Source organism: Lentibacillus sediminis, from assembly GCF_002763455.1.
Taxonomy (GTDB): domain Bacteria; phylum Bacillota; class Bacilli; order Bacillales; family Amphibacillaceae; genus Lentibacillus_D; species Lentibacillus_D sediminis_A.
The window spans coordinates 162127-184753 of the sequence record NZ_NIXK01000006.1; the positions used below are offsets into that span (position 1 = coordinate 162127).

At 43.1% G+C, this 22627-nt stretch carries 21 protein-coding genes; 1 reads left to right on the forward strand and 20 read right to left on the reverse strand.

The features are described 5' to 3' along the window. Positions 1-51: 51 nt before the first annotated feature. The 15 genes from CEG13_RS11570 to citZ all read right to left on the reverse strand — a co-directional run bounded on the left by CEG13_RS11570 (position 52) and on the right by citZ (position 15121). Entirely contained in the window at positions 52-546 is a 495-nt protein-coding gene (locus tag CEG13_RS11570; RefSeq protein ID WP_100012039.1) for an NUDIX hydrolase, read from the reverse strand. 423 nt (positions 547-969) lie between these two features. Next, positions 970-1272, reverse strand: a complete 303-nt coding sequence (locus CEG13_RS11575) for a DUF5316 domain-containing protein (protein WP_100012040.1) — start codon at positions 1270-1272, stop codon at positions 970-972. Between the two features lie 289 nt (positions 1273-1561). Next, the gene (locus tag CEG13_RS11580) at positions 1562-1903 is read right to left on the reverse strand and encodes a GNAT family N-acetyltransferase (protein ID WP_143469673.1); all 342 of its coding nucleotides are present in this window, start codon (positions 1901-1903) and stop codon (positions 1562-1564) included. Positions 1904-2281: 378 nt separating this feature from the next. Then, on the reverse strand, positions 2282-2605 hold the full coding sequence (locus tag CEG13_RS11585) for a hypothetical protein (protein ID WP_239984633.1): 324 nt from the start codon (positions 2603-2605) through the stop codon (positions 2282-2284). 154 nt (positions 2606-2759) lie between these two features. Then, complete coding sequence (locus CEG13_RS19360) at positions 2760-3071, reverse strand: TIGR04104 family putative zinc finger protein (protein WP_420843799.1); 312 nt, start codon at positions 3069-3071, stop codon at positions 2760-2762. A gap of 65 nt (positions 3072-3136) precedes the next feature. Then, positions 3137-3475 carry a hypothetical protein gene (locus CEG13_RS11595; RefSeq protein ID WP_100012043.1) on the reverse strand — a complete coding sequence of 113 codons (339 nt, stop codon included), beginning with the start codon at positions 3473-3475 and terminating at the stop codon, positions 3137-3139. 587 nt (positions 3476-4062) lie between these two features. Then, the gene (gene coaE / locus CEG13_RS11600; RefSeq protein ID WP_100012044.1) at positions 4063-4665 is read right to left on the reverse strand and encodes a dephospho-CoA kinase; all 603 of its coding nucleotides are present in this window, start codon (positions 4663-4665) and stop codon (positions 4063-4065) included. A gap of 22 nt (positions 4666-4687) precedes the next feature. Next, positions 4688-5512 carry a DNA-formamidopyrimidine glycosylase gene (gene mutM, locus CEG13_RS11605; protein WP_100012045.1) on the reverse strand — a complete coding sequence of 275 codons (825 nt, stop codon included), beginning with the start codon at positions 5510-5512 and terminating at the stop codon, positions 4688-4690. A 13-nt stretch (positions 5513-5525) separates the two neighbouring features. Further along, a complete protein-coding gene (gene polA, locus CEG13_RS11610; protein WP_100012046.1) occupies positions 5526-8171 on the reverse strand; it encodes a DNA polymerase I in 2646 nt (881 codons plus the stop codon). Positions 8172-8732: 561 nt separating this feature from the next. Next, positions 8733-10124, reverse strand: coding sequence for a two-component system histidine kinase PnpS (pnpS, locus tag CEG13_RS11620; RefSeq protein WP_100012048.1), 1392 nt, complete (start codon positions 10122-10124; stop codon positions 8733-8735). Then, entirely contained in the window at positions 10121-10816 is a 696-nt protein-coding gene (locus CEG13_RS11625; RefSeq protein WP_100012049.1) for a response regulator transcription factor, read from the reverse strand. The genes pnpS and CEG13_RS11625 overlap by 4 nt, the downstream gene beginning before the upstream one ends. Positions 10817-10935: 119 nt before the next feature. Then, complete coding sequence (locus CEG13_RS11630) at positions 10936-11412, reverse strand: MaoC family dehydratase (protein WP_100012050.1); 477 nt, start codon at positions 11410-11412, stop codon at positions 10936-10938. Positions 11413-11682: 270 nt separating this feature from the next. Continuing rightward, positions 11683-12621 (reverse strand): malate dehydrogenase, encoded by a 939-nt coding sequence (gene mdh / locus CEG13_RS11635; protein WP_100012051.1) that lies wholly within the window; start codon positions 12619-12621, stop codon positions 11683-11685. Between the two features lie 18 nt (positions 12622-12639). Further along, on the reverse strand, positions 12640-13908 hold the full coding sequence (gene icd, locus CEG13_RS11640) for an NADP-dependent isocitrate dehydrogenase (RefSeq protein WP_100012052.1): 1269 nt from the start codon (positions 13906-13908) through the stop codon (positions 12640-12642). Positions 13909-14002: 94 nt separating this feature from the next. After that, complete coding sequence (gene citZ / locus CEG13_RS11645) at positions 14003-15121, reverse strand: citrate synthase (RefSeq protein WP_100012053.1); 1119 nt, start codon at positions 15119-15121, stop codon at positions 14003-14005. A 246-nt stretch (positions 15122-15367) separates the two neighbouring features. Between citZ and ytvI the strand changes: the two genes are divergently transcribed. Next, positions 15368-16474, forward strand: coding sequence for a sporulation integral membrane protein YtvI (ytvI, locus tag CEG13_RS11650; protein WP_100012054.1), 1107 nt, complete (start codon positions 15368-15370; stop codon positions 16472-16474). On the opposite strand, the gene CEG13_RS11655 is transcribed toward ytvI, so the two are convergent. The 5 genes from CEG13_RS11655 to CEG13_RS11675 all read right to left on the reverse strand — a co-directional run bounded on the left by CEG13_RS11655 (position 16475) and on the right by CEG13_RS11675 (position 22624). After that, the gene (locus CEG13_RS11655) at positions 16475-16867 is read right to left on the reverse strand and encodes an FxsA family protein (RefSeq protein WP_100012055.1); all 393 of its coding nucleotides are present in this window, start codon (positions 16865-16867) and stop codon (positions 16475-16477) included. Positions 16868-17008: 141 nt separating this feature from the next. After that, a complete protein-coding gene (gene pyk / locus CEG13_RS11660) occupies positions 17009-18769 on the reverse strand; it encodes a pyruvate kinase (RefSeq protein ID WP_100012056.1) in 1761 nt (586 codons plus the stop codon). Positions 18770-18800: 31 nt separating this feature from the next. Beyond that, positions 18801-19760 (reverse strand): 6-phosphofructokinase, encoded by a 960-nt coding sequence (gene pfkA, locus CEG13_RS11665; RefSeq protein WP_100012057.1) that lies wholly within the window; start codon positions 19758-19760, stop codon positions 18801-18803. Between the two features lie 528 nt (positions 19761-20288). Continuing rightward, positions 20289-21263 (reverse strand): metallophosphoesterase, encoded by a 975-nt coding sequence (locus CEG13_RS11670; RefSeq protein ID WP_143469672.1) that lies wholly within the window; start codon positions 21261-21263, stop codon positions 20289-20291. A 71-nt stretch (positions 21264-21334) separates the two neighbouring features. After that, on the reverse strand, positions 21335-22624 hold the full coding sequence (locus CEG13_RS11675) for a phosphotransferase (protein WP_100012059.1): 1290 nt from the start codon (positions 22622-22624) through the stop codon (positions 21335-21337). Positions 22625-22627 lie beyond the last annotated feature (3 nt).

Below are 22627 nucleotides of genomic sequence, written 5' to 3' on the forward strand. Positions count from 1 at the left end.
CATCCTTCCTTCAAATCAGATTTATGAGCAAATAGCCTAACCCACCACTAACTACAAATACTGGCTCGAAGCATAATCTAGCACTTCTTGGTACAGCTCGTTCCAACCATGATAATACTCTGTTACTTCACCAGGTTTTATAAGTATTCTTTCACCCGACTCATACTTAGCTTGAAAGACATGTAATTGGTCAATGTCCATACGATAAAAAACTTGATACCCTACTTTTGGATAAGGACTATTTTCATCCCAGTTTGGGTTTTTATTATGATCAACGATAATATGCCCCAAAAGAGAGCAACTTCCTGTAATATAACCTTCTTCAAATGCCTCACGCCTAAAACATTCTTCAGTAGTTTCTCCATTATCAATATGGCCTCCCGGTATGTCCCAACCTCTTTGGTTTAAGTTGACTAAAAGTAGCTTGTCATCTTTAAAACAGAATCCGTGAACACTTGTAATTTGTTCTTCTGGAGGAAGTGTCTTAGCAATTTTCCAAGTTAGCTTTACTTTTGATTCTCCCCATTGTACATATTTTGTGGTCATGAGTTCCCCCCCTCGTATAATATATCCGAGCAATGCACCCTAAATTTAGAAATAGAAGTCATTTAATTACGAGTTTAAAGTTGTAAGTGAGGCAAGGGTACAAATAATTAGTATAAAAGAAATTGTAACCCATAGAGTATTTTTATTCGTATCCTCTTCATATTTAATCTTCTTAATGATTGATACGAGATTTAAACAGAAAACAATACAATAGATAGGCAACAAATAAAATCCAAAAATAGCAAATATCTGAATCACAAAAATCCACTACCTCCCTCAATATATTTCGAGTTTCTTAAAATAAAATTCAATTAAGGTTCTTTTCATGATATAGACTCCCTGGATAATACTTCCCTAAATGGTTGTAAAACAGTTGTCCTATTGCTGCTTAATAAATTTCAGCCCGTATACCATTCCGCAAAATTATTTTGTCACTAATTCTATTACTACTAATATAATTAATAAACAAAAGTTAGGAGCACCAATTAATAAGAATCTTCTAACCCATTTGTTTTTCCCCAGTCTATCTTCTTTTGTTTCTGTGTGATAATTAGCTCTACTTCTGTCACCATCAACAAAAGCCCCCGTTAACAAACCTGATAATAATAAGGGAACAATTGCCGCTACCCCAGTGATTATGAAAAATAAGTTCCAGTCACCTGTAAAGGCACCGACTATCAAAGCGACAATGGTTATGAATACACCAATACCCAGATATTTAAGCAAAGGAATCCCCCCTTTATTTATACATTTGAACTGATGAGTAAGTTTCGAAAAACATTTCTGTTTCTCCATTAAACTCCCCGTTAGCGAAAACAAGATATCATTTAAATGAAACCCCTTTTTTATCTAACCTTGATCTTACATAATAAAAGCGCTTCTAATCTTAATTCCATAAGAGCCCCCTTGTATTCTGTTAAATGGCCCGATCGTATATTCCTATGTCATTTATCATTCCTAGTTCAAAAAGACGTTCTATTCGATTCTTGCACCCGTTACCTAAATACCATTTACTCTATTTTCTATGCATCACAAATTGAGATTTACTATTTTTAAACTTATTTTTCTCATAAAAAGGAATTAACTCTTCTTCACAGAACAAACTAATAACATCAATGTGAGATAGTTCCTCTAATAAATTTGATATAAGTTTTGAACCTATGCCTTTATGATGTAATTCTTTATGTACTACAACATCTTCAATGTATGCCCTGAATTTACTATCAGTAATTGCTCTTGAAAACCCAACGAGAACATCATTTTTCCAAGCACCAACTGAAATTACTTGACTTAACATTCTGTCTATGTCCTGTTCATTTCGTTCTTCCCACCAACCAGCATTCCTATATAGTGTCATTAATTCTATAGCTCCAATAGGTTTCTCACCAAAACTTATAACCTTAACATCCAAATATAAATCCCCCAAAATTAGTTTTTTGATTTACATTGCTCATAAGACGAGAGCTCCTTTTTTTAGAACTTCAACAATTCGCCTCATTCTCCTTATTTACATACGACATTACTCTAATTTAGTTTCAAACTATCTGCCATCTCGAAAATGAGTCTTCCACTATCCTGCCTATTGCTTTGTACTAATTATTCCAAAATAAGTAATTCGATTCATTAATTTTCGCGAAATTAAGGTATCCATCTTATTCAAGATAGGCGCCCTTTTATGGAATAATTAAGGTTATGATTTTTGCAGATAGCTAATTGAACTAACGCACAAGTTTGTTTAGGAAGCAGAATTCCTCCTCTTTGAAAAACAAAATAATGCAATTACTAAACAAAGCATACTCAATGCCCAAACTACACCAAAAATACCTATTTGAAGGGAAATTTCTTCTGATGCCATCGGATGATTATAGTCAAAGTCAATAGACTTTAATGCAAAATATACTGCAATAGAGAATGATATTAAGTGCAATAATGTCCAGATATACCCTGAACTATTCTTTTTGTTTTTAATCCAAAGAAAGACCGTAACTAAAATCGTAATACCCATAACAATTGAAAATCCGCCAATTAACAATCCCATTACTCCTTGTTCTAATAGCATAAGAATACCTCCAATCATATTTCTTCTTAAACAATCCTGCCTAGTTAGTTTAAGATCAATCCTTCACAAACTCCTTATTACTTACAATTAAAAGTTATTCCATTAAAGGGCTTTCATCAAATTTAATAAAGTAAAAAAATTCATGGAAATAAAGCTAAACAACCTTGAACCTAACCAAATATGGTGTAAATAAAGAGCCAATAAACAAAATAGCAAGGCCGATTCCCAACGTTGCAATAATATTATTAAGAGATGTATAGAAATTTATAAAGTTTGTTAAAACCAACATTGGCAACATAGTGAGCGCTACAAAAGTTAGCCTGCCGGGAATAGTAATTTTGTGTTTCGCACAACAGTTATCACATTCAATTGGTTTATATCCCCTCAATCCCCAAAACGACTTATAAACTACACTCCAGCTAAATGAAACATTGCAGTTTTGGCATTTTTGCAATACAACTCCCACCTTTCGGCAAATTGACCCTGGTAATTAGGACGCTGATCCATATAACCTTAATCGCTCCCGATGGCTTAATAATCTAATTGACGCAAATACAAAAGAAGATTGTCCCCTTGACTTTTAAGTGTGTACTTACGGATTTTACTGTCTATCCTTTTTTGTTGTTTACTATCTTTACTAAGCCAGTTTATGAAATGAAAAAAAGGACTGGATGATAAGTTTGCTGCACCCCGAAAACCTAATTCAAAACCCATTTGCTCTTTTTCTGTCAAAGGTAATTGCGTATTCTCCAAAAACTCTTCTTTGAAATGCTGTGGAATTAATATATATGACTCTTTTTTCTCTAATGCAGAAAGCAGCTCTTCAGCATTACCAGCGACAAAGTGATTATTCGATTCATCTATTTTCATTTTTATTCCCCTCTTCTTTAAGATAATTATATTGATATCCAAATACTGCATGTATAATAATTATTCAGCAATCAAAACCGGCCTGGTTCAGACACAATTTCCAACTGTAGAATTTAAACATAATATAAAAACCGATTGCTGCCAAAGAAATACCTCCGATAAGAATTAGGGTAATAATTAAGGTTGTAGACATTTTTTCGGCTCCTTTAAATAAAATAAACGCTTTCCTTTATTACGTACCTACAGGAATAAAGTTTCAAATATTTTAAGTTATCTTATTAATGCGCTGCAGTGTTAATAATTAATGTGTTTACCCTTTTTACAGATATTAGTTCCTCGAACGGATCATAGAAAGCAATGGCGCAACTCTTATTCCACACTATGGCCCTTTAGTCGAAGATCAATATCCATATCAGCAAAAAACTTTTTGTCAGTGAAATCATAAAAAAAGCCTGTTCAATTAGTTTTATTATAATCCAAAGAACGAATTTCCCAAAAATTTTATTGGTATTTTAACAACCTTACTGTACCCCAAAAAAACAAAAAGACCAGGACAGATAAAAATCCATCCCAGCCTTACACACTATCTATTCAGCAACCTTCCACTCCCTCAACAACTCCTCCAACTGCTCATAAGACTCCTGTTTACTCCCATTATTATCAATCACAAAATCCGCCAGTTCCGCCTTTTCTTTAACCGGCATTTGTGTTTCGATCCGCTGTCTTGCTTCTTCTTCGGTGTAGCCGTTCCGGTCCATCAACCGCTCCAGCTGCATGTTCTCGTCCACATAAACCACCAGTGTTTTGTCCACAAAATGGGTTAATTTGCTTTCAAACAATAGCGGGATATCAAGCACCACACATGCTGCACCAGCATCAATAAAGGCCTGTTTCTTCTCAAGCATTTTTTTCCGTACAGCTGGATGAACAATCCCGTTCAGCTGCTCCCTCTTTTCTTTATCCGCAAAAATAATGCTGCCGAGTTTTTCGCGATCAAGGGTTTTGTCTGCACGCAGCACGTCCTCGCCGAATGTTTCGATGATTTCCCTGTAGGCATTCTCGCCAGGCTGGACAACCTCCCGTGAAATCTTATCTGCATCAATTACCGGTATATCAAAATCATCAAACATCAGGGAAACAGTGCTTTTTCCGCTGGCGATGCTTCCGGTCAGTCCAATCGTAAGCGTCATTTAAATACACCTCTTTCTCCGGCTACTTCTGACAGGTGGTGCAGATGTGCGTGCCCCGTCCGCCGATTTTCATTTTCACAATCGGATTCCCGCAGTTGCGGCAGGCCTTATCTTCCTGCCCATACACGAACAAATCCTGCTGGAACATGCCCATCTCCCCCTGGCTGTTGACATAGGAACGAATGGTTGTCCCGCCCATTCTCACGGCGTTCGCCAAGGTGTCGATTGCCTGTTCACGAATCGCGTTGACTTCCTTGCGCGTCAATTTGCTCGCCCGTTTCAGCGGGTGGACATTTGCCTTAAACAGCGTTTCATCCACATAAATATTTCCAAGGCCTGTCACAATCGACTGATCAAGAAGCGCAGCCTTGACTACCCTGTCGGTTTTTTTCAACCTTTGATAAAAATAATCCAGGGTAAATGTCTCGTCAAACGGATCCGGCCCAAGCAGGCTGAGAGGCTTGTTGGCAAATTCCTCACCTTTGTTGTACACATGCATCGTGCCGAATTTGCGGACATCGTTATAACGCAATTCCTCCCCATTGGTAAAGGAAAAAATCACATGCGTATGTTTCTTCACTGGTTCCTCTTTCGGATGGATGCTGTATTTCCCTTCCATGCGCAAATGGGAAACAAGCACCACATCGTCCAGCTGAAACAGAAGAAATTTCCCTCTGCGCCCGATATCCCGGATCGTCTGACCAAGCAGATTGGTTTTAAATTCCTCCACATCTTCAGGAGCTTTTATAATGTTCGGCCAGTAAACGGCGACATCGGCAATTTTTTTATCAATCACAAACTGTTTTAATGTATTCTTGATTGTCTCTACTTCTGGTAATTCCGGCATCGTTCATTCTCCCTTATTTTGCATCAAACCAGCTGTCGCCATAAGCGTAATCAGCCTTAAGCGGCACGGCCAGGTCGACCGTGTTTTCCATCATTTCCGGCACGATTTCCTTCAGTATCTCCAGTTCGTCCTTTGGTGCTTCCACAATCAATTCGTCATGCACCTGCAAGAGCATCCGTGCCTGCAGCTTTTCCTGCTTCAGCTTTCCATGCAGGTCGATCATGGCTTTTTTGATAATATCCGCAGCACTGCCCTGAATCGGTGTATTCATTGCTGTACGCTCGGCAAAGCTTCTGCGGTTAAAGTTTCTGCTTGTAATTTCCGGGAGATACCTTCTCCGCTTCATAAGTGTTGTGACATAACCCTGATGCTTGGCTTCCTGAACGATATCCTCCATGTAAGCCTTCACCCCAGGATAGCTGTCCAGATAATTATCAATAAACTGCTTGGCCTCTTTTCTTGTGATACCAAGGCTTTGGGAAAGTCCGTAGTCACTGATACCATACACAATCCCGAAGTTGACTGCTTTGGCCTGGCGGCGCATGTTGGCAGTGACATCCTCTTTATTCACTTGAAAAACATCCATCGCCGTCTGGGTATGAATATCCATTCCCTCATTGAAGGCAGCAACAAGTTTTTCATCACCTGCAATATGGGCCAGCACCCGCAGTTCGATTTGTGAATAATCGGAGGCAAAAATAATCCAATCCTCTTTGGCAGGGACAAATGCCTTGCGAATCTTCCGGCCTTCTTCCAAGCGGATCGGGATATTCTGCAAATTTGGTTCAATCGAGCTGAGCCGTCCTGTCTGTGTCAATGCCTGATTGAAGCGGGTATGGATTTTCTTTGTTTCCGGGTCGGCCACCTTTAACAATCCTTCAATATAGGTGGACTGCAATTTGCCAAGCTGGCGGTAAAGCAGGAGCTTTGGAATGATCTCATGCTCGGATTCCAGCTGCTCCAGCACATCGGCCGCAGTGGAATAACCGGTTTTTGTTTTCTTGATTACCGGAAGCTTCAGTTCTTCAAACAAAATCGGCCCCAGCTGTTTTGGAGAATTCAGGTTAAATTCTTTTCCGGCGAGGGCATAGATGCCTTTTTCCAGCTCATCCAGGCGCTCTTTCAGGTCGGTGCCGATTTCCTCCAGTTGTTTGATATCGACTTGGACTCCTAAATGCTCCATCTCACCAAGAATCAGCGCAAGCGGCATCTCCAGTTCCTTGTACAGGGTATACTGCTCATTTTCCTTCAGCTGTTCTTCCATTTCTTCTTTCAGTGAAAAGAGCATTTTTGTTTTTCGGGCAACATGTTCTGCCAGCACTGGTTCTTCGGCCAGCTTTAATTTTGCTCCTTTGCCGTATACCTCTTCATCATAAAGCACCTGATGTTTTCCCATCCGGCGGGCGATTGCCGGGATATCATGGTTGTTTTCAGCAGGATTCAGCAAATAGGAGCTGAGCAGCATGTCAAAGGTGATGCCTTTTACATGGATGCCGTGCTTTAAGAGGGCAACGACCGTTTTCTTGGCGTCAAACACATACTTGGCTTGACTGCTGTCCTCGGCCCAATGCTTAAAGACAGGTGAATTCACTGCCAGGTCGGTCGGAATAAAATAATTACCCTTGTCATTGACGAGTCCGAAACCTTCCACCTTAGCTGTATGATAGTTTTCACCGAGCATTTCCGCTACAAGTGCGGCTTCACCACTAAACATCTCATCATGAATTTCCTCGGCAACTGTCACATCGATCTCTTCCAGTTCAAGCGCTCCAGCATCATCGTCTTCACTGGCTTCTCCATCAATCCTGCCAATTAGTGACTGGAAACCAAGATCTTTAAAAATACTGCTGACTTTGTGAGACGGATAGCCTGCGTAGCCCAAATTCTCCAGCTTAATGGTGACAGGGGAGGTGCGGTTAATCGTGACGAGTTCCTTGCTCATAAACGCTTCGTCCCGGTAATTTGTCAGTTTTTCTTTGAGTTTTTTTCCGCTCACTTCATCAACTTGCTCGTACAATTTCTCGAGCGTGCCGAATTGTTTCAGCAGCTTGATTGAGGTTTTTTCCCCGACACCCGGCACCCCCGGAATGTTATCGGAACTGTCGCCCATTAGTGCTTTTAAATCAAGAATCTGTTCCGGTGTGATCTCCATTTTTTCCTTCAGATGGGCCGGTGTATATTTTTCCACCTCGCTGATTCCTTTTTTCGTCAGGTTAACAGTCACGTTGTCGGAAGCAAGCTGCAGCAGGTCCTTATCTCCGGAAATAACGGTAGTTTCCCAATCCGCTTGGTTCTCCGTCTCTTGAGCGAGGGTTCCGATAATATCATCCGCTTCGTACTGTTCCAGCTGGTAATGCGGTATCCCAAATGCATCAAGTACCTCTTTTAAAAGTGGAAACTGTTCGGACAGCTCCGGTGGGGTTTTTTGCCGGCCTCCTTTGTACTCTTTATACGTTTCATGCCGAAAAGTCGTCTTGCCCGCATCAAAAGCCACCAGCATATGTGTTGGCTTCTCCTCTTCAAGAATCCTTAATAGCATGGTTGTAAACCCATAAACGGCATTTGTATAAACACCTTTGTCGTTATTTAAGAGCGGCAAGGCAAAGAATGCCCGATAAATAATGCTGTTTCCGTCGATTAGTACGAGTTTATTTGCCATATGCATGTCCTCCGTTCTAAGCTTTCTGCTATTAGTTTATCATTCCAGGAGAGGAAAAGGAAAAATAATGACGGTATAAGGGTGTTTCCAAAAAAGATTGTTTATAGCACAAAATCTCTATAAACTACCACGTGAAATCAGTTGGGGTTTATGATTGCCGCTACGGAAATACCCCTCGCTTTCCGCGGGCGCTGGTGAGCCTCCTCGCGCTGTCGCGCTGCGGGGTCTCACCTAAGCTTATCATCCCGCAGGAGTCTTGGGGTATTTCCTCCGCTGACGATGTATTTTGTTAATTAAACTACAGATATCCGCTCTGTATATGGTTGATTGGAGCGAAGGCCGGTCAACTCCTGCGGGAACAAATCTTTTCGATGGGGCGAGTAATCGCAGTCCCAGCATGAGTCCGAAGACTCCGCAGAGTGGTTTTCTCGAGGAGGCTGAGGCCGTGCCCGCGGAAAGCGACCGGCCGTAGCGGAAATCAACAAGCACTCATGTCACAGTTTACATCAACTCCGAGGGCTAAAACTTTCAAAAACAGGCAAGCGCAAAAAGCACCCCCGCTTATTGGGAGTGCCCGGATATTGCTGATTCTTTTGGCAGATAAATATGAATGGATGTGCCCTGATCCGGTTCACTGTCAATGGTGATTTTCCCTTCGTGCACTTCAATAATATGCTTAACGATCGCCAGCCCCAAACCTGTGCCGCCAGTGTTCCTGCTCCGGGCTTTATCGACCCGGTAAAACCGTTCAAAAATACGCGGCTGATCTTCCTTGGCGATGCCGATGCCCGAATCCCGCACAAGGATATGCACATAGTCCTGCAATGCGTTTACATGCAGTCCGACCTCCCCGCCAGCCGGTGTATAGCTGAGGGCATTATCCAAGAGATTGATGAATACTTGGATGATTCTGTCCCTGTCCGCTTTAAAAACAATGCCTTCTTCCACGTCGATGGATAAATCCAGCTGTTTTTGCTCCGCCTTCTGTCTTATTGCCGGCATAATTTCCTCGAGCATCTTCTCCGGATGGATTTCTGAAAGAACGAGCGGAAAGTTCTCATTTTCCAGTCGCGACAGTACAAGCAAATCATTAATCAACAGCTGCAGGCGGTGGCTTTCCTTATAGATAATCTGCAGGAATTCCTGTACTGCCTTTTCGTCCTTCATGTCGCCTTCCAGCAAAGTCTCGGCAAATCCCTTAATCGAAGTGATCGGTGTTTTCAGCTCATGGGACACATTGGCGACAAAATCCTTGCGCGTCAATTCCAGCTTTTTCATCTCGGTGATATCGTACAGCACCAGCACAGCACCTTTAACGAGATTCCGCTCATTAAACACCGGCACACCGACAATCTCCACGTAATGCTTGTCGATCCCGTCCATTAAGGTGAATTCTTCTTTTGAACTCTTTTCATATAAAAAGGTATGCTGCACCATTTGATGGATGACCTCATGCTCCAGCACATCATAGTATAAATAGCCGTGATAATTCTTCGTCGTACCACCAAACTGTTCCAGAATTTTACGGTTCACCAAATGAATATATCCCTTGCCATCCACCAAAATCAGCCCGCTATTCATATTATCAATTACCGATGTCAGCTGCTCGGAACGGGTTTGTTCCTGAATGGATAGTTCGCTCAAATTCCGTGCCAGCTGGTTGATTTTATTGCCGAGTGTCTCAACTTCCCCATCTGCTGCCTGATGAATGCGCGCCTGATAATTGCCTTTTAGCATCTCCCCTACCATATTAGACATTTTGCCGACCGGCTTCATGTATTTATCATTTAAAATGAGGAGAACAACCAGGATAAGCAGATAAAGGATGAACAGTACCGCTGCCAGGATAATCAGATTCGAGGTTATCGGGCTTAATAAAATGCCGGCACCTGCTATAAGAAAGAAAAAAGCCACTGCATAAACGTTTAACGGACGAGTGAAAAATGCCCTCATATGCCCGGCTCTTCCAATTTATACCCAAGCCCTCTCACGGTAATAATATAGGAGGGATTCCTGGTTGATGGTTCAATTTTCTCCCTTAGATGGCTGATATGAACATCGACAATCCTTGTGTCTCCCACAAAATCATAATCCCAGATTCCGCTCAGCAGCTGGTCACGGGAAATGACTTTTCCTTTATGCTTGGCAAGATAATATAAGAGTTCAAATTCCTTTCTTGTAAAAGTAATCACTTGCCGGTTCATTTCCGCTTCATACCGTTCCGGGTAAATCGTCAGCTCACCCACTTGCAATGTTTTAAAATTAGTCACCGTTGTTTTATCTGACCGCCTGAGAATGGCTTTAATTCGGGCGACGACCTCTTTCGGGCTGAATGGTTTGGTTAAGTAATCATCCGCACCAAGTTCCAAGCCGAGCACCTTGTCAAATTCCTCATCTTTTGCGGTTAGCATTAGAATCGGTGTATCGATCTTATTGCTCCTTAGGTGTTTACAGACTTCCATCCCGTCCATTTCCGGAAGCATGAGGTCAAGAACAATCAGATCATAATCATTTGCCTCTGCCTTCTGTACGGCCTCTTGGCCATCATAGGCGACATCAGTCTGATATCCTGCTTTTTCTATATTGTAATTTAATAAGGTCACAATTGATGCTTCATCATCAACAATAAGTATTTTTTTCTTCATCAATATCCCCATTTCTTTATTAGCTATCACCGTATCTACCCTTAGTTTACAATGAAAAATAAAGAATGTGAACATTTGAGCGGAATGTAAATGAAAATTTACATACACAAGCCGTCAGCTTAGAAAAAATTCTCCAATGAGTTGGCCGTCAGTGAATTTGGTTTCTGGGCTGGAGTGACTGTCAGCTTGCCATGAATTACCTCATCTCCCGCTTCATTTGTGCCGCTTACCTTAAGGGCTACCTGCTGTTCCGGCACATCTACGGCAATCACTTCCGCCGTGATGCTCACTTCTTCATTATGGTAAACCGGATGCGGAAAAGCCATTTCATAGCTGGTAATATGACTCCCCGGCCCGGGCAGATCCATGGAAACCAACGAAGAAACCATGCCAAACAGCATCACGGCAGGAACAACCGGCTTCTCATATGGTGTCTGCGAGGCATAATCATGCTGAATATACAAAGGGTTGGCGTCATCCGTCAATCCCAGATAAAGCAACAGTTCTTTATCCTCCATCTTTTTCCTCTCTGTATGCGTATCCCCAACCTGCAAATCGGTGACTGCTTTGCCAAGTTTTCTTTTCTTCCCAATCATTGTAATCCCCCTTTATTTATGTAAGCGCTTTCTATTATAGCAGAAAAAATCCGCTCCTGCATCCATAAAATTGGGAGCGGAAATTTTATGTTGTTTTCGCAGCCCCACAGCCCGTATACACTTCGCTTTCCGGGGTGGCTGGCGAGCCTCCTCGTGCTGAGCACTAAGGGGCCTCTCTATGCCCTTCCTCCCCCAGGAGTCTACGTGTATAGGGGCTGCTTATGTGGGATTATTTCTGCCGAAAAAACAATCATCATTTAAGAAACAGTCTTACTTTAATACATCCAGCACGTTTTTCACGGAATCAGCTGATTTATCGAGCTCATTTCTTTCTTCTTCAGTTAAATCAAGCTCGACGATCTCCTCAATACCATTACCACCAAGGATAGTTGGCACACCAAGATAAATATCGGAGTAGCCATACTCGCCTTCCAGGTAAGCAATTGATGGGATCACGCGACGCTGGTCTTTAAGAATTGCTTCTGCCATCACGGTAAGAGAGGCAGCCGGGGCATAGTAGGCACTGCCATTGCCAAGCAGTCCGACAATTTCGCCGCCGCCTTTACGGGTACGCTCCACAATCGCATCCAGGCGATCTTGGGAAATCAGTTTTTCCAGCGGAATTCCGCCAGCGTAAGAGTAGCGGATCAGCGGAACCATGTTATCACCGTGGCCGCCAAGCACAAAGCCGGTAATGTCTTTCACGGACAGGTTCAATTCCTGTGCGACAAAGGTACGGAAACGTGCTGTATCCAGGACTCCGGATTGGCCGATAACCCGCTCTTTTGGCAGTCCTGATTCTTTGAACACCGTATAGGTCATGGCATCTACCGGATTGGTCAAAACAACAATGAACGTATCAGGTGAATGCTTGACGATGTCCTTAGCTACGGTTTTCATGATTTTCGCATTCGTGTTAACCAAATCATCACGGCTCATGCCTGGCTTGCGGGCGATACCTGCGGTGATGATCACTAAATCTGATCCGGCTGTATCCTCATAATTGGAAGTACCGGTAATGTTGGCGTCAAATCCCTGAACGGGGCTTGCTTCCAGCATATCCAGCGCTTTTCCTTTTGTTGGATCTTCCATGTCTGGAATATCGACCAGCACAACATCCCCAAGCTCTTTCTGTGCCATCATTAATGCCGTGGTAGCCCCGGTAAAGCCGGAGCCGATAACGGAAATTTTATTGCGTTTGATTGCCATACTGCATCCTCCTACGTCTTATGCGTCCATATTTTTGATCAGTTCATCGCCGAATTCCGAACATTTTACTTCGGTTGCGCCATCCATCAGACGGGCAAAGTCATACGTCACAACTTTGGAACCGATCGTTTTGTCCATTGCTTTGGTGATCAAATCAGCTGCTTCTCTCCATTCCAGGTGCTCGAGCATCAGCACACCGGAAAGAATCACAGATGATGGATTCACTTTATCCAGACCGGCATATTTTGGTGCAGTACCATGTGTTGCTTCAAAAATCGCATGGCCTGTGTCATAGTTAATGTTCGCTCCAGGAGCAATTCCAATTCCGCCAACCTGTGCTGCCAGCGCGTCGGAAATATAGTCCCCGTTCAGGTTCATGGTAGCGACCACATCAAATTCTTTCGGACGTGTCAAGATCTGCTGCAGGAAGATATCGGCAATCGAATCTTTTACAAGGATTTTCCCTGATGCCAATGCCTCATCTTGTGCTTTGTTGGCAGCATCTTTGCCGTCTTTTTCCACAATGCGGTCATATTCCGCCCATGTGAAGACTTTGTCGCCGTACTCTTCCTCGGCGACCTCATAGCCCCATGCTTTAAATGAGCCCTCGGTGAACTTCATGATGTTACCCTTATGTACCAAAGTAACATTCTTGCGCCCTTCGTTAAGCGCATACTCAATGCTTGCACGGACAATCCGTTTTGTTCCCTCTTCCGATACCGGTTTCACGCCAAGTCCGGATGTTTCCGGGAAGCGGATGTTTTTCACATTCATTTCATTTTGCAGAAAATCAATTACTTTTTTCACTTCATCGGTACCTTTTTGCCATTCAATCCCGGCATAAATATCCTCCGTGTTTTCACGGAAAATAACCATATCTACATCTTCCGGGCGTTTAACAGGTGATGGCACACCATCGAAATAGCGAACCGGACGCAGGCATGTAAACAAATCAAGCTCCTGGCGCAATGCCACATTCAAAGAGCGGATGCCGCCACCGATTGGTGTGGTCAAAGGACCTTTAATCGCAATTTTGTATTCGTTGATTTGATCAAGTGTTTCATTTGGCAGCCATTCTCCTGATTTATCATAGGATTTCTGCCCGGCGTACACTTCTTTCCACTCGATCGATTTCTTCCCGTTGTATGCTTTTTCCACAGCAGCCTCAATTACTCTGCTCGCCGCTGCCCAAATGTCCGGGCCGGTTCCGTCCCCTTCTATGAAAGGGATGACTGGAGTGTCCGGTACATTTAAATTCCCATTTTCGACAACAATTTTTTCTCCCATAACAAATACCTCCCGTTAATCTCCTTGCAGATTTATTCTAACATATTCTTTCATTGCGTGAGAACAGCCGGCAGCACCGGCCGTTCTTAGATAACTATCGATTTTCAATAGAAACGTATTCCGGTGATTTCGGGCCGACATATTCTGCACGCGGACGAATCAGGCGATTGTCTGCATACTGCTCAAGAATATGTGCGAGCCAGCCGGACGCACGGCTCACTGCGAACAACGGTGTGAACAAATCATGGTCGATGCCTAAGCTGTGATACACCGAAGCGGAATAGAAATCCACGTTGGCCGGAAGCCCTTTTTCTTCTTTAACATAGTCTTCAATTTTCACCGACATATTGTACCATTTGGATTGTCCGGTAAGCTCGGTCAGCTGACGGGACATCTCGCGTAAAAATTTCGCACGTGGATCGCCGTTTTTGTACACACGGTGGCCCATGCCCATTACTTTTTCTTTGTTGGCAAATTTCTCTTTGATATACGGAACCGCATTGTCTTCCTCGCCGATCTCCTCAAGCATCGCCATCACACGTTCATTGGCTCCGCCGTGCAGCGGGCCTTTCAGCGCGCCAATTGCTGCAGTAATTCCGGAATAAATATCCGAGAGGGTCGCGACACAGACTCTCGCTGTAAAGGTAGAAGCATTTAACTCATGGTCGGCATGAAGAACGAGCGCTTTGTTAATCGCTTCCACTTCAATGTCTTTTGGCGCTTCCCCGTTCAGCATATAGAGAAAGTTTTCCGCATAGCTGTATTCTTTTTTCGGTGCCACTGGATCTTTCCCCTGGCGAATGCGGGCAAATGCCGTAACAATTGTGGCCATTTTCGCCTGAATACGCAAGGCTTTCTGTTTATTCACTTCCGTATCCATTTCATCCGCCTGGTCATCATACAGGGCAAGCAGGGAAACCGCTGTGCGCAATGCTGCCATCGGATGCACTGTAGATAAATCGTAGGAACGCAGATGCTCAATCACGCCACCAGGGAGTTCCATATTATCGGAAAGCTCTTGTTTAAAGGCATCCAGCTCCGACTTATTCGGCAGCTTCTGATTCCACAGTAAATAAACAACTTCTTCAAAACTGGAATTCTCCGCCAAATCATCAATCTTATAACCGACATAGGTCAGCTGATCATCGATGATGGATGAGATGGATGACTGTGTGGCGACGATTCCTTCTAAGCCCTTTGTTGATTCTGTCATGTAAAAACCTCTCCTTTTCTATCAATTGCTCTTCCATTTTGGAATTCGATTGTAAGACGGAACAATATTTCTTTTGACGAATATTGTCATCCCCTTACCAATTATAAAGTATTAGAAAAGTAATGTGAATTGAAACCGGTTAATTTAAGCCTTAAAATTTTTCCCGCTAATCTTCATGTCTATTTTACCGGGTGCTATCATAAGTAAATTAGTACAAGCTTTCCTTATGAATCGGAGGATCCTGCTATGTACAAGCCACTTCTTTGGCAAATACTTCGCGCTATCATCGTCATTGGCGCCATCGTTATCAGTTACTTTTTCATTCAATATGCGTTTGTCTACCTGTATCCGCTTCTGTTTGCCGTTCTCCTGGCCGGTTTATTGAACACGCCTGTCACTTTTTTGGAAAAAAGCATGGGTTTTCCCAGATCGGTCGCAACCTTCGCCATGATGGGACTGCTTTTATGCGTAATGATTGCCGGTTTGTCGATCCTTGCTGCTGAGCTAGTGCAGGGAAGCATCTATCTGGCCGAAAAACTACCGGCAGAATTTCAGACACTTGTATCCCATGCCGAGCAATGGGTACAGCATACGGCTCTTCCGCTTTATCAATCACTGCTATCCGTCTTCCAGGGACTTGATCCCGGGCAGCAGGATGCCATTATGGAAAATCTGCAAAACCTGGCAAGTTCGATTGCCGAGACAGGTGCTTCTCTTCTACAAGAAATACTTGCCGGACTGCCGGCCTTTCTCTCGTCTCTTCCCGGATCTGTCACGGCTTTTCTTTTTTTTGTGCTGGCAGCATTCTTTCTGACCAATGACTGGAACAGGATGAAGGAGGCTTTGGTGAGGCTTTTGCCTGCTTCCGCCCGTTCCTCATTAAAAGAGGTTGCCCACCATTTGCAGAAGGCGCTCACCGGGTTTTTCAAAGCACAGATGATCCTGATGGCAGTAAGTGCTTGCATTATTTTTGCCGGATTACTGTTTCTGCAGACGGAACATGCTTTTACCATTGCCATCTTAGCTTCGGCGCTTGATTTGCTTCCATATATTGGCACAGGAATTATCTTTCTTCCCTGGATCCTTTATTTGTTCATCACCGGAGAATATTCTCTGACGATTGGTCTCACCATTCTTTATATGGTGGTGATCGTCACCAGGCAGCTGCTTGAGCCAAAAGTTCTTTCAGGCAGCATCGGACTCCATCCGCTTGCCGCACTGATTGCCATCTTCGTCGGATTGCAGGTATGGGGATTTGCCGGTTTGATTATTGCCCCTGTCCTGCTGGTTGTGCTGCAGGCACTTTACCATGCCGGGGCGCTGGATCCACTGTGGAATTTTATCAAAGGCTAGTCACCATCTGCGGTAAATAATCGTATTGCTTCCGGCCATTCGCTCGATAAGTTTTCTGATCTGATTTTTGAATAGCTTGCGCGTAACTGGAATAACCAGCAAAAAACCAACCGTATCGGTAATAAATCCCGGTGAAAATAAAAATACGGCTCCGATGAGAATACATAAACCATCGATCAGGTACTCGGTCGGGGGCTCTCCTTTACTCATGGAAAGACGGGCACGATTCAGTGTTTCCGCCCCCTGCTGTTTCGCCAGCATTATGCCTATTACACCAGTGAGAATAATCAGTACAACAACCCACCAGGGGCCAATCAGACTCCCTGCCCACAGGAAAACGCCGATCTCTAAAGCTGATACAACAAGCAGGATAAGCAGTAGCCAACGCAACATATTACCCCCTTTTCCTAGAGGAAGTTCAAAAAGCCGGGTAACAATTCTCCTTTTTGAACACCTAATTTTATTATAATACATGGAGCGTCAATTTAAAAAGGAAGGGGCTCCACCGGGGGCCCCTCCTATTTTGGCAGTTTTCTACAGCACACGGGTATGGCCGTGGTAAATATCTCCTTTGGTTCCGTCGATGGTAATATCCTGGCCATCTTCAATCAGGTCAAAAAGATCTTTTACCCCAACGATAACCGGGATACCAAGGCTTAAACCAACGACTGCGGCATGAGAGGTCAAGCCGGCTTCCTCGGTGACAATACCTCCTGCTTTTTCCAGTGCCGGCATCATTTCCCGTTCCGTGCCATATGTGACGATAATATCGCCTTCTTCCATTTTTTCCATTGCTTCTTCGGCTGTTTTGGCAACAACTGCTCTGCCGTAAACACTGCGCCGGCCAATTCCCTGACCCTTCGCAAATACATCGCCGATAACATGCACTTTCATGATGTTGGTTGTCCCGCTTTCACCAACAGGCACTCCTGCCGTGACGATGACTCTGCTGCCGCGGTCAAACAAGTTGGTGCTCAAGCCGCGCTCAATGGCGCCATCAAGCATTTCATCCGTGGAGCCAGCTCGTTCCCCGCTCACAGCATACACGCCCCAGACAAGCGAGAGCTGGCGCTTAACCCGGCCAGAATAGGTGACCGCTACAATCGGCACATGCGGGCGGTACTTGGAAATCATTTTCGCTGTATGCCCACTTTCCGTTGGTGTGATAATTGCACTGACGGAAAGATTCATCGCCGTATGTGTAACAGACTGGCTGATCGCATCAGTAATCGTCATATCTACAGACTTGGAGCGCTGCTCAAGCAGTGATTTATGATCCAATCCCGATTCTGCTTTTACAGCAATATTGCTCATTGTCTGTACGGATTCTACCGGATAGTTGCCTGCTGCAGTTTCCCCGGAAAGCATAATTGCATCGGTTCCATCAAAAATAGCATTGGCAACATCGGATGCTTCCGCTCTTGTAGGACGCGGATTACGCTGCATAGAATCAAGCATCTGGGTTGCTGTGATCACAGGTTTGCCTGCTGTATTGCATTTCTTAATCAGCATTTTCTGCACCAGCGGCACATCCTCAGCTGGAATTTCTACGCCAAGGTCCCCGCGAGCTACCATCAGCCCATTGCTTACTTCTAAAATATCATCAATATTGTCCACACCTTCCTGGTTTTCTATCTTGGGAACGATGTGGATATGGGTGGCGTCATGCTCTTCCAACAGTGCTTGAATTTCCATAATATCCGACGGCCGGCGCACGAAGGATGCAGCAATGAAATCTACTCCCTGTTCAATGCCGAAAATAATATCGCTCGCGTCCTTATCCGTAATTCCAGGTAAGTTGACAGATACGTTGGGCACATTGACACCTTTTTTGTTTTTGATGACACCGGTATTTTTCGCAACGGTTTTTACTTCGCTTTTTTCTTTGTCGATACTGGTAACTTCCAATTCGATCAGCCCGTCATCCAGTAAAATGGTGGAACCTTCATGGACGTCCTCAATCAGACCTGGATACGTGACGGAAAAGCGTTCCGCCGTCCCTTCCACCTCTTTCATTGAAACTGCAACAGTCGAACCTTGCAAAATTTCTGCCTGTCCATCTGCGAAATTTCCTGTACGGATTTCCGGTCCTTTGGTATCAAGCAGAATTGCCACCGTTTTTCCTTTGTTTTCCGCCGCTTTACGGATATTTTTAATCCGGCTGCCATGTTCTTCAAAGTCGCCATGAGAAAAATTCAGGCGAGCGACATTCATGCCGGCATCGATCAATTGCTCCAAGATTTCCACCGACTCTGAAGCAGGGCCAATGGTACATACGATTTTTGTGTTTCTCACTTTTTTGCTTCCTCCTTCAACACCCAAACTGCTAAATCGACAGTTCTTTTGATAAGTTGTACATCCCAAGGTCAACGGAATGCTCATCGGACAGTACTTCCAGAATATCATGGTCGATAAGCTGGTTATTCTGAATACCAACCATTCTGCCCGCTTTGTTTTCCAGCAGCAGTTCGACTGCCCGGCCGCCAAGCCTTGAAGCAAGTACCCGGTCTGATGCAGTCGGGGAGCCGCCGCGTTGTATATATCCAAGCACAGTAACCCGTGTTTCCAGGCCAGTCGCCTCCTGAATCCTGTCGCCAAAGTTAAATCCACTGCCGACTCCCTCTGCTACAACGATGATACTGTGTTTTTTGCCGCGCTCTTTTCCGCGCTTCAGCCTGTTGACAATCCCGTCGAAATCTTCCTTGCTTTCCGGAATCAGAATACTCTCTGCACCTCCGGAAAGCCCGGCCCATAAGGCAATATCACCGGCATCCCGGCCCATTACTTCAATAATGTAAGTTCGCTCATGCGAAGTGGCTGTATCGCGGATTTTATCGATCGCTTCAATAACCGTATTCAATGCGGTGTCAAAGCCGATAGTAAAGTCGGTCCCCGGAATGTCGTTGTCGATTGTGCCGGGAATGCCGATGCAGGGATACCCTTTCTCAGTGAGCTTCTGGGCTCCGCGGAAACTGCCGTCCCCGCCAATGATGACCAGGCCCTCAATTTCAAATTTATTTAACTGCTCGATGGCCTTCTGCTGCCCTTCATCTGTTTTAAATTCCTCGCTTCTTGAGGTCAGTAAAACCGTTCCGCCGCGCTGAATGATATCGCCGACAGATCCAACATTCATCTCTTCAATATTTCCTTCAATAAGGCCCTGAAAGCCGTTTTTGATTCCATATACCTCGACATTGTGGTAAATCGCCTTTCTCACCACCGCGCGGATTGCAGCATTCATTCCCGGAGCATCTCCGCCGCTGGTCAATATACCGATTTTCTTCATTTCTTGTTCACCTCTGTATATTGTCTGACTCCTGATAGTCTTTACTCCAAGATAATCTTTACAGTTAAAAATAGCAATTAATTGCCTTTTACAGAGGAGTATTTTTATTTTTCTTAGTTTTGTTTATGGTGTTTGGGGGTGAATTTAATTGAAAACTGCGGATAACCTGCCGCTACGGAAATACCCCTCGCTTTCCGCGGAAAGCTGCCGAGCCCCCTTGTGCTGTCACACTTCGGGATCTCGCCTAGGTTTTCTTCCCGCAGGAGTCTCGGGGTATTTCCTCCGCTCATGTTGTGCTTGTAACTCATTATATTTATCCACTTTTATCCTTGTTGATTGGAGCGGAAAATCATAGGTTTATCCTTTACATATATAATCGAATTCAATTCGAAAAAGGGGGCGAAAAATACAGATGTTTTTTTCCGATTTTATGTCCCTAATATTCAACTCGTTTCGATTATAGTTTAAAGAGGAGAACAAGCGCAGATAGGAAGGAGCAATTACCGCGGACGACGGTTAATCTGCTTTCTAATTTAATACCAATAGATTTATCTCCGGCGGATTAAAGAATCTGAACTTGAGAAAGGGTATTACATCGCTGCTCCCCAGTCCAGTACTGACATATTGTTTCGTTCCATCATATTCCCACAGCCCTTTTACCCGATCGCTTTGCGGGAAAAAACCGTTTGATTCAAACCATGGTTCAGGAACAAAAATGGCACCGATCAAGGGCAGGCGGATCTGCCCGCCGTGGTAATGCCCTGCCATGATTAAATCAAAATCACGCCAATGCATATTCGAATTACTTTTGATCGATTCAATTCGGGCATCCTGGACGGGGTAGTGATTGAGAGCTACAAGTACATCAGATTCTCTCATTCCATCTAAAACTTGAACATCTTCCCATAATGACGCTTGATACGTAAGAAATCGTTCATCCTTTGCATAAGCTGGAAGGACAACACCTTCCGTTTCCCCCAGATTTTCGGGGCTTTTTATTATAGACAGTTCAAAATTAACGAAAGAGATCCTATGACCATCTTTTGAAACAGTATCGATAGACTCTAATAATTCTACCCCTCTTTCTTCCATCCCCTGGATAAATTCACTTTTCCGGACGACTGGCTCCAATTGGTAGCTATCCGGATCCGTGTTACCGGGGACAAACCAGGCATGTTCTTTATTGTTAATGCCTTCGATCAGGTGATAAAAAGGAGTATAGTTATTACTTTCGGTGCTGTCCAGCATATCTCCTGTGAAAACAATGGCGTCATAGTCAATAGAATTAATAGCTTCTATTAGTTTCTGTTGATTATCGCCAAATTCTTTTTCGTGCAGGTCGGTGATTTGCAGGATGCGAAAACCCTGAAGCTGTTCGGGTAATTGATCAATGTCAACTTCCTGTTCCATCAGCTTTATCCGGTTATTATCCCAAACAACATACGATATCAATACAATAATTGCAACGATCCCCAGTAATAGGCTTACAGCTGTTTTTTTCACAACCAATCGCGCTCCACCTTCTTAAGCTATACTTATTATATTTTCGTAACAGAAATTTAATAAAACCATATTCACACGGAGATGCTGCTTGTAATAGATTTTAATTGCTTTTCATCATCAACCTTTTCATCTGTCAGGTTCATTGCCATTTCCTCCATAAGCTCAATTGCTGGTAAAATATGCGTTTCATGGCTGTTCTCGAATTCCTTTTTACTAAACTTAATTAACCACACAACTATAAGCGTATAGATAAAGAATAGCTTTTCAATTGGTTTCAAATGACCGCTTACATTATTATTTAAAAGATAACTGGATTGAATTTCCTGAAAAGTGATTTTTTCTTTCCCAAGAAATCCTGCCATATCACACCAAGCAGGACCTATCCGCACTGTTCCCCAATCAATAACATATAATTTATTACTGGATTTCTCCCATAATAAGTTATAATGAAATAGATCACCATGTTGGATGGAATAATGTATTAGCGGATTAAGCTCTTTGTATATTCTTTTGTTTATAATAATATCCTCCATTCTTTTTATTAACGTTTTAGAGTTTCTGGAGTAATTTAACTTATTAATTTTTTCATGGATAAAATCAAAGACTTCTTTGTTGCGTGGTTCTTTATGGATAGAACTAAATGACCAAAGCAATTTTTGTAAATCATGACATACTTCATGCGCCTGCATAGGAAACCAATTTCGAATTTCTCCATACTTAATGGAACTAATTGCTTTACATATTTCTGCAACTTGTGTAATCGTATTCGTGGTCATTTTAAATTCTTTTTTCTCTATCTTTTCCATAGTAAACAGCATTAGATGATCCTTCTCAATTTCTGCAAAATTAATTAATTTTGGCGTTGTATTTTTTATAACCGGATAATAACCATATACTTTTAAGTAAAATAATTTCTCCATTACATTATGCTTGGGATTTCTGCTCATCTTCGTTAGATATGCTTTACCATCACTGAAATTATGTTCAATAAGACCATCATTATTTTTCCCACGTATACGCACGTATTTTGAATCAAGTATACTTGGTGAATCAAATGTATGTTCCAAGAAATCTATCATCTCATTAAGGTCAGAATTCAACTTTAAATACCCCTGAATAATTTTATTTGCTTTTTTATTTCTGCCAAGCTTCTGATAACATAAAGCCAATTGTTGTGGGTATCTATCATTTTTTGGAAAAATAGATGTCAAATTCTCTCCAATTTCAACTGCCTCTTCCCACTTTTCTTTCATTATTCGCTTTTCGAAAGTTATACTTTGCCATTTCCCCCGCAATTTCATATAAAATGTGTTCGTACCTTCTTCACTTATCACTTCCAGTACCCTTGATAAGATTTGCACTAT